6 protein-coding genes and 1 pseudogene are annotated in these 7,152 nt (G+C 44.0%); 1 reads left to right on the top strand and 6 read right to left on the bottom strand.

Going from position 1 to position 7,152, the window contains the following annotated elements; translation table 11 throughout:
* Positions 1 to 203: 203 nt before the first annotated feature.
* Positions 204 to 2,612: a bifunctional aspartate kinase/homoserine dehydrogenase II gene (locus R7Z41_RS21150; protein WP_053304153.1), complete on the bottom strand. Its 2,409-nt coding sequence runs from the start codon at positions 2,610 to 2,612 to the stop codon at positions 204 to 206.
* A gap of 15 nt (positions 2,613 to 2,627) precedes the next feature.
* Entirely contained in the window at positions 2,628 to 3,788 is a 1,161-nt protein-coding gene (locus R7Z41_RS21155) for an O-succinylhomoserine (thiol)-lyase (RefSeq protein ID WP_005381350.1), read from the bottom strand.
* Between the two features lie 225 nt (positions 3,789 to 4,013).
* Here R7Z41_RS21155 and metJ point away from each other — a divergent pair, with 225 nt between their 5' ends.
* Positions 4,014 to 4,334 (top strand): met regulon transcriptional regulator MetJ, encoded by a 321-nt coding sequence (metJ, locus tag R7Z41_RS21160; protein ID WP_005381353.1) that lies wholly within the window; start codon positions 4,014 to 4,016, stop codon positions 4,332 to 4,334.
* 112 nt (positions 4,335 to 4,446) lie between these two features.
* On the opposite strand, the gene R7Z41_RS21165 is transcribed toward metJ, so the two are convergent.
* The 4 genes and pseudogenes from R7Z41_RS21165 to tuf form a co-directional block, all read right to left on the bottom strand.
* Positions 4,447 to 5,724: a malic enzyme-like NAD(P)-binding protein gene (locus tag R7Z41_RS21165; RefSeq protein ID WP_005381358.1), complete on the bottom strand. Its 1,278-nt coding sequence runs from the start codon at positions 5,722 to 5,724 to the stop codon at positions 4,447 to 4,449.
* A 206-nt stretch (positions 5,725 to 5,930) separates the two neighbouring features.
* Positions 5,931 to 6,407, bottom strand: a complete 477-nt coding sequence (bfr, locus tag R7Z41_RS21170; RefSeq protein WP_005381359.1) for a bacterioferritin — start codon at positions 6,405 to 6,407, stop codon at positions 5,931 to 5,933.
* A 93-nt stretch (positions 6,408 to 6,500) separates the two neighbouring features.
* Positions 6,501 to 6,689, bottom strand: coding sequence for a (2Fe-2S)-binding protein (locus tag R7Z41_RS21175; RefSeq protein ID WP_005381360.1), 189 nt, complete (start codon positions 6,687 to 6,689; stop codon positions 6,501 to 6,503).
* A 331-nt stretch (positions 6,690 to 7,020) separates the two neighbouring features.
* Positions 7,021 to 7,152, bottom strand: a pseudogene (tuf, locus tag R7Z41_RS21180) (elongation factor Tu); the annotation flags it as partial.

The raw sequence follows: 7,152 nt of genomic DNA on the forward strand, positions 1-7,152 counted from the left end.
TCTATATGTCTACAGAATGTATTGAATACGATTTAATGTCAACCTTGTAATTATGAATTTTTCTCAAGTTAATAATGAAGATAGTTCAAGTTTCTACTTGAGCATCATCTCGCCATTTTGCACGGGTTATGACTTCAGTATGGCACTGATAGGGGAATAAAAAACCCTGGATTAATTCCAGGGTTTTTAGGTCAATCGCAACTTTAAAATAAACCAGCCAATCGGTTGAGGTCGGATTGAATAGCGCCGGCTGTCACTTCTCTGCCTGCGCCTGGTCCTCGAATGACCAGAGGGTTATCTTTGTACCACTTGCTCTCTATGGCAAAAATGTTATCGCATGGCAATAAGTTGGCGAGCGCGTGCTCACGAGATAACGCTTCGACTCCCACCGTTGCTTTACCATTTTTTTCTAAACGCGCCACATAGCGAAGCACTTGATCGTTTCTCTGTGCTTTTGTCAGACGCTCTTGAAGTATTTCACTCAACAACGCTCCATTATCGAAGAAATCATCTAAGCTCAGTTCTCTTAATTCTTCTGGCACCAAAGACTCAACTTTAACGCTGTCTGGTTCTATATCTAGGCCCGACTCTCGAGCCAAGATGACTAACTTGCGCATTACATCGGAGCCATCTAAATCAGAACGAGGATCAGGTTCGGTTAAACCTTGCTGCCAAGCAAGATCGACTAAATCATTAAATGGCACAGAACCATCAAACTGTTGGAACAGCCATGATAGCGTCCCCGAGAAAATACCCGATAGAGCGACGATTTCATCCCCACTTTCACGAAGATCTCGCACGGTATGGTTTATCGGTAACCCAGCACCAACCGTTGCGTTGTATAGCCAATGACGACCAATTTTAGCGAATGCATCTTGAACCTGATGGTAGTACTGACTATCTGCGGAACCGGCCACTTTGTTAGCGGAAATCAAATGAATGCCTTGCTGTGCGATTTCTACGTAGCGCTGAGCTAACTCTTTACTCGCGGTAACATCAAGCACGACGGCTTCATCATAGCTTTTAAGCGCTCCCAAACGTGCCAGCCAATCCCCATTGTTGGCTATGCTTTCATCATCAAATCGTTCAGCAACACTCGCCGCCTCAATACCTTGCTCATCGAACCAATAGGTTTGGCTATCCACAACCGCGACAAGATCAAAGCTCATACCATGACGTTTTTCGAGCTCACTTTTTTGCGTCGCAAATAAATTTAACCAACTAGAACCAATATTACCCTTGCCACATAAAGCCACTGCCACGCGTTTTTGCGCTTGGAACAACTGGCTATGAATCGTTTGAACCAACGTCTCGGTATCAGTACGGCGCAAAACAGCGACTAGGCTCAGCCCTGAGTCTGTTTCAGAGATAAATTCTACCGGAGAGTGCTTTAGCTTCTGATAAAAGCCAAAGCAATGATTGGCGTTTTTCGTAACGCCTGCACCTACCGCAGCTAAGAGCGAGTAACCTTCTTTTAGCTTAATTTCTGCCTCTACCGCAAGCTCTTGCAAGTGTTTCAATGCACCACCGGCGATTTCTGCGGTGTAAGCCAAGCGTAGCGTGTGCTGATCGGATTGAGCTTCAAATGCCAGTGGCTCTAATTGCGCGCGCTGCAACGCTTGTAATACATCACTCTGTGTTTTTTCGAAGTCGTGCCCATGCATGAAAGACAATTGCACCAATAAAACATCATCCAGTGAAGTAATAATTTTAGCGCCACGACCAGATGCCAATACACGCTCAATACGAGTAGAACCCGACTCTGGCAGATAGCTACACTTGAGATTAAGGTCCATGGTACTTTGCGCCACAGGCTGAAGCGTACGACTGTGTAGCACTGGGGCAGCTAAGCGAGCAAGTTCACTGGCTTCATCCAATCGAAGTAACGGTAATAAACAAGCGTCAGACACCAAACGTGGATCGGCACTATAGACACCAGCAACATCACTCCAAATCGTGACAGTACTGACTTCAGCAAGCGCGCCTATGACCGTTGCAGAATAGTCAGAGCCGTTACGACCAAGTAGAATGGTTTCTCCTGCCTCGTTCTGAGCCATAAATCCAGTAATTACCACACGTTTATGGTTATGCTGCGCGAGGATCTCTTTAATTAAAGGGTATGAACGAGCGCGATCAACCTCTGGTTGAGTTCCCGCTTCTGCACGTAAAAACGCTCGTGCATCTTGTGCAACCGCAGGGATAGAACGTTGAGATAATAACGCGGCCAATAGGCGAGCAGACCATACTTCTCCGTGTCCCAGTACCGCAGATTTTTGCGCATTAGTGAGTGGTGCAGTCAGCTCCGAGAGAGTACTGAACTCATCATGTAATAAAGCTAACAGCTCTTCTTTTGCTTCACTCTCCAACAAGCTTTCTATTAGCTCAGTTTGAAACTGTCTTAAGCTTTGAAGCGCTTCATGCGCAATTCGGCCATCTTTATTTAACCCTTCCAAAAACTCAATCAAGCGGTTAGTGGTTTTTCCTGCAGCAGAGACGACCACCAGATCATTTTCTGTCGAATACTCCTTGAGAATACCCACAACGCGTAAGTAGCATTCTGGGTTTGCTAAGCTACTGCCACCAAACTTATGCAGCTGACGTTGTACAGTCATTGTTATCGTCTCCTATTACTGGGTAGCTTTAGCGAACGCTTGTTCTAAATCTGTGATGAGGTCTTGTGCATCTTCCAAACCGACAGACAAACGCAATAGTTGATGAGAGACCCCAGCCTCCGCCAGCGCCTCCTCACCCATTGCACGGTGCGTCATGGATGCTGGGTGGCAAATCAAACTTTCTACACCACCTAATGACTCTGCTAATGAAAACAGTTGGAGCTCTTTCACAAACACCTTTAACTGTTCAAACGAACCAGCAAACTCAAAACTCAACATAGAGCCAAAGCCCGTTTGCTGCTTTTTAGCGATGTCATGACCTGGATGTTCCGGCAGGCTTGGATGATAGATAGTTTTAACTAACGCTTGTTTCTGTAGGTAAGCCAGTACCTGCTGTGAGCTCTCTTCATGTACTTTCATACGAGCACCAAGCGTACGAATACCTCGCAGCGTCATATAACTATCGAAAGGTGTGCCCGTTGCACCAATACAATTGCCCCACCATGCAAGCTCTTCTGCATGCGCTTCTGTGTTGGTGATGATTACCCCACCAATTACGTCCGAATGACCGTTGATGTACTTTGTTGTGGAGTGGATAACAAAATCCGCACCTAGCTCTAAAGGTTTTTGGTACACGGGTGTCAAAAAGGTATTGTCCACCGCAACTAACGCGCCGACTTGTTTCGCTTTTTCACAAGTAGCTGCAATATCCACTACGCGAACCAGAGGGTTTGACGGAGTTTCTAGCAAAATGAGTTTTGGTTTTTGTGCCAATGCAGCATCTAAAGCCTGTTCGTCTGATTGATCGACAAACTGAACCTTAAAATCGCCTTTGTTAGCTCGGGTATTAAAAAGACGATAGGTACCACCATAACAATCGTGAGGAGCAATAATGAGATCATCTGGGCCGAGAAAAGCGGAAACCCATAAATTTAATGCCGACGTACCGCAGTTAGTAACAACCGCTCCTTTTCCAGACTCAAGTTCAGATAGCGCACTTTCCAACAGTCCGCGGTTTGGATTACCAGATCGTGTGTAATCATACTTGGGCACTTCACCAAAAGCAGGAAAACCATAGTTAGTGGAAAGATAAATAGGTGGAACGACAGCATGATATTGGCTGTCTGATTCAATACCAGTGCGTACTGCAATGGTCGCAGGTTTGCGAGTGCTCATGGGTGTATCCTTTCACGGGTAATGACTTCTAAATAGGAATGCGCTATATCTAATGAGTAACATAAAGTGATCAACACGCTTCCTTTGCTGTTATGTTCACTTTACTCGTCAAAAAATGAGACGTCAACACTTCTAGACGTCTATATGTCTTTGCTTATGGCGGTAAATGCAGCTAAAATCAGCACCTAAATTATTTTTAACCGATTACATAAATGAAGGTGTGCAATGGCTGACTGGAATGGCGAATACATTAGCCCATATGCAGAGCACGGCAAAAAAAGCGAACAAGTAAAAAAAATTACCGTCTCTATCCCGCTAAAAGTTTTAAAGGTGCTAACTGATGAGCGTACTCGCCGTCAGATCAATAACTTACGCCATGCAACCAATAGCGAATTGCTATGCGAGGCATTTTTGCACGCGTACACAGGTCAGCCACTTCCGACAGATGAAGACCTTCGTAAAGACCGTCCTGATGATATTCCAACAGAAGTAAAAGCGCTGATGACGGAAATGGGCATCGAATTTGAGTCATTCGACGAAGAATAAAAAAGCCTGATAAGAGGTTTCAGGTAATGACTCTTGCCTCGAGCCAAATGAATGACATAAAAAATGGGACGCAATAGCGTCCCATTTTTGTGTATCACACCTGAAAGATATATTACTCTGCCATGTAGTTTTCAGGCATCTCGATACGAGCTACACCTGAATTAACCGCCGCCTGAGCAACCGCTTTTGCAACACGCGGTAGCAAACGTGAATCCATTGGTTTTGGAATAATATAGTCCGCACCAAACTCTAGCTTATCAACACCTGCAGCCTTCAATACGGCTTCAGGTACAGGCTCTTTTGCTAGCTCGCGAATCGCCTCAACGGCTGCAAGTTTCATTTCATCATTGATTTCACTTGCACGCACATCAAGAGCACCACGGAAAATGAATGGGAAACACAATACGTTGTTAACTTGGTTAGGATAATCACTACGGCCAGTACCCATGATCAAGTCATCACGAACTGCGTGAGCAAGTTCCGGCTTGATTTCAGGATCCGGGTTAGAACATGCGAACACGATTGGCTTATCAGCCATCAACTTCAACGCTTCCGCTGGCAACAGGTTTGGACCAGATACACCTAGGAACAGATCTGCACCTTCAATTACGTCTTCTAGTGTGCGCTTATCTGTATTGTTCGCAAATAACTGCTTATATTCATTAAGGTCATCACGACGAGTGTGAATCACACCTTTGCGATCTAGCATGTAGATTTTTTCGCGCATTGCACCGCATTTGATCAGAAGCTCCATACACGCTACAGCGGCAGCGCCAGCGCCAAGACAAACAATTGTTGAATCTTCAAGTTTCTTACCTTGAAGTTCGATTGCATTCAGCATACCCGCTGCCGTTACAATAGCAGTACCATGTTGATCATCGTGGAATACTGGTACATCACAACGCTCAATCAAACGTTTTTCAATCTCAAAACAGTCTGGTGCTTTAATATCTTCAAGGTTGATACCGCCAAAAGTGTCTGCAATGCTCGCAACAGTATCCACAAATTCATCGATCGTGCGGTGCTTAACTTCAATATCAATAGAGTCAAGACCAGCAAAACGCTTAAACAGTAACGCTTTACCTTCCATCACAGGCTTAGATGCAAGTGGACCTAGGTTACCTAGACCTAGAATAGCGGTACCGTTAGAAATAACAGCAACCATGTTCCCTTTTGCAGTGTACTTGTACACGTTATCCGGGTTTTGTGCGATTTCACGCACTGGCTCTGCAACACCAGGGCTGTATGCAAGGGCAAGATCACCCGCCGTTTCCGCAGGCTTTGTCAGTTCGACAGCAATCTTTCCTGGAGTTGGATAAGCATGGTAATCCAATGCTTTTTGGCGATGTTCTTCTTCTGGAGTGGCTGCTTGGTGGTTGTCTTCAGACATGGACGTTTCTCTTTTTTATTTTTAGGTAAGGGGGCATAAATTCTATCGGATAGAAATCAAACTTCATAGGCAAGATTGCGAGCAATATCCTTAAAAAGCCGATAATAAAAGAGATTAGACCAGATAACGGGGTTAAGCACCCGATTTTCGAGTCAGGTGCTCTTTCTTCTTACTATTATTGGAGTATGCAAACTCAGAAAGTATCGTTACTCTTCGTCCACGTATTGCGCTTGGAGATAATTCTCAATACCAGACATTTCAATCAAGCCAAGTTGCGTCTCTAGCCAATCAACATGTTCTTCTTCATCTTCAAGAATATCTTGGAAGAGATCTCGAGACACATAATCTCGAATGTCTTCAGCGTAGGCAATCGCATCTTTTAAATCTGGAATAGCCGCCATTTCAAGCTTTAAGTCACACTCGAGCATTTCCTTGGTATCTTCACCAATCATCAACTTACCTAAATCTTGTAGGTTCGGTAAGCCTTCAAGGAACAAAATACGCTCAATTAGATGATCGGCATGCTTCATCTCATCGATAGATTCGTGATATTCCTTGTCTGCTAGGTGCTTTAAGCCCCAGTCTTTATACATTCGGGCATGAAGAAAATACTGATTAATAGCGACGAGCTCGTTACCGAGCACTTTATTGAGATGTTGAATGATGATTGGATCGCCTTTCATGACAAAACCCTCCTCTTTGGCTTCATTTAAATGTAGAAGCAAATGAGAAGGTGTCAAAATGTAAGGCAAATAATTACTGCATACTTACAGCAATTAGCTGGCTTGTTTAAATTCCGTGTAACTAGTTTCCGCTAAAATTTCCTTGGCCTGTCTGATGCACTTACCACATTGGCTGCCCAATGCCGTGCACTTTTTGATTCCTTTAATATCTGTTACGCCTTCATCTATCGCCAACTTCCTGATTTTTTTGTCGGAGACACCATGGCAAAGACAAACGTACATACTCAAAAAACCTATAAAACTAATCTGTGACAAACAATATAAACAAGAATAGTTCTTGTTACCAGTCGCATTATGGTGTCCGCTCAGAATATTTGGTTATAACGATTTTACCGCTGCAGGAAAAGATCAAAGGGTTAAGAGGGGTGAGTAAAAGCGTTAAGAAATAAAGTCGGTAAAACTCTGTTTTTAAATCGAAAAAGTGACGTCTTTTATTTCAACACTTATAACTAAATGTAATCTAGAAATGAAAAAGGGAAGCCTAAGCTTCCCTTTTCGATGCGCTTTCTTCAAAAAGAAGAACAGTGCAAGATTTCGTTTAATTCGTTATGAATTAGTCGAAGATCTTAGCAACAACACCAGCACCTACTGTACGGCCACCTTCACGGATCGCGAAACGTAGACCTTCGTCCATTGCGATTGGTGCGATTAGCTCTACAGTCATCTGTACGTTGTCGCCTGGCAT

This window comes from Vibrio sp. 1457, assembly GCF_033340195.1.
Lineage (GTDB): Bacteria > Pseudomonadota > Gammaproteobacteria > Enterobacterales > Vibrionaceae > Vibrio > Vibrio alginolyticus.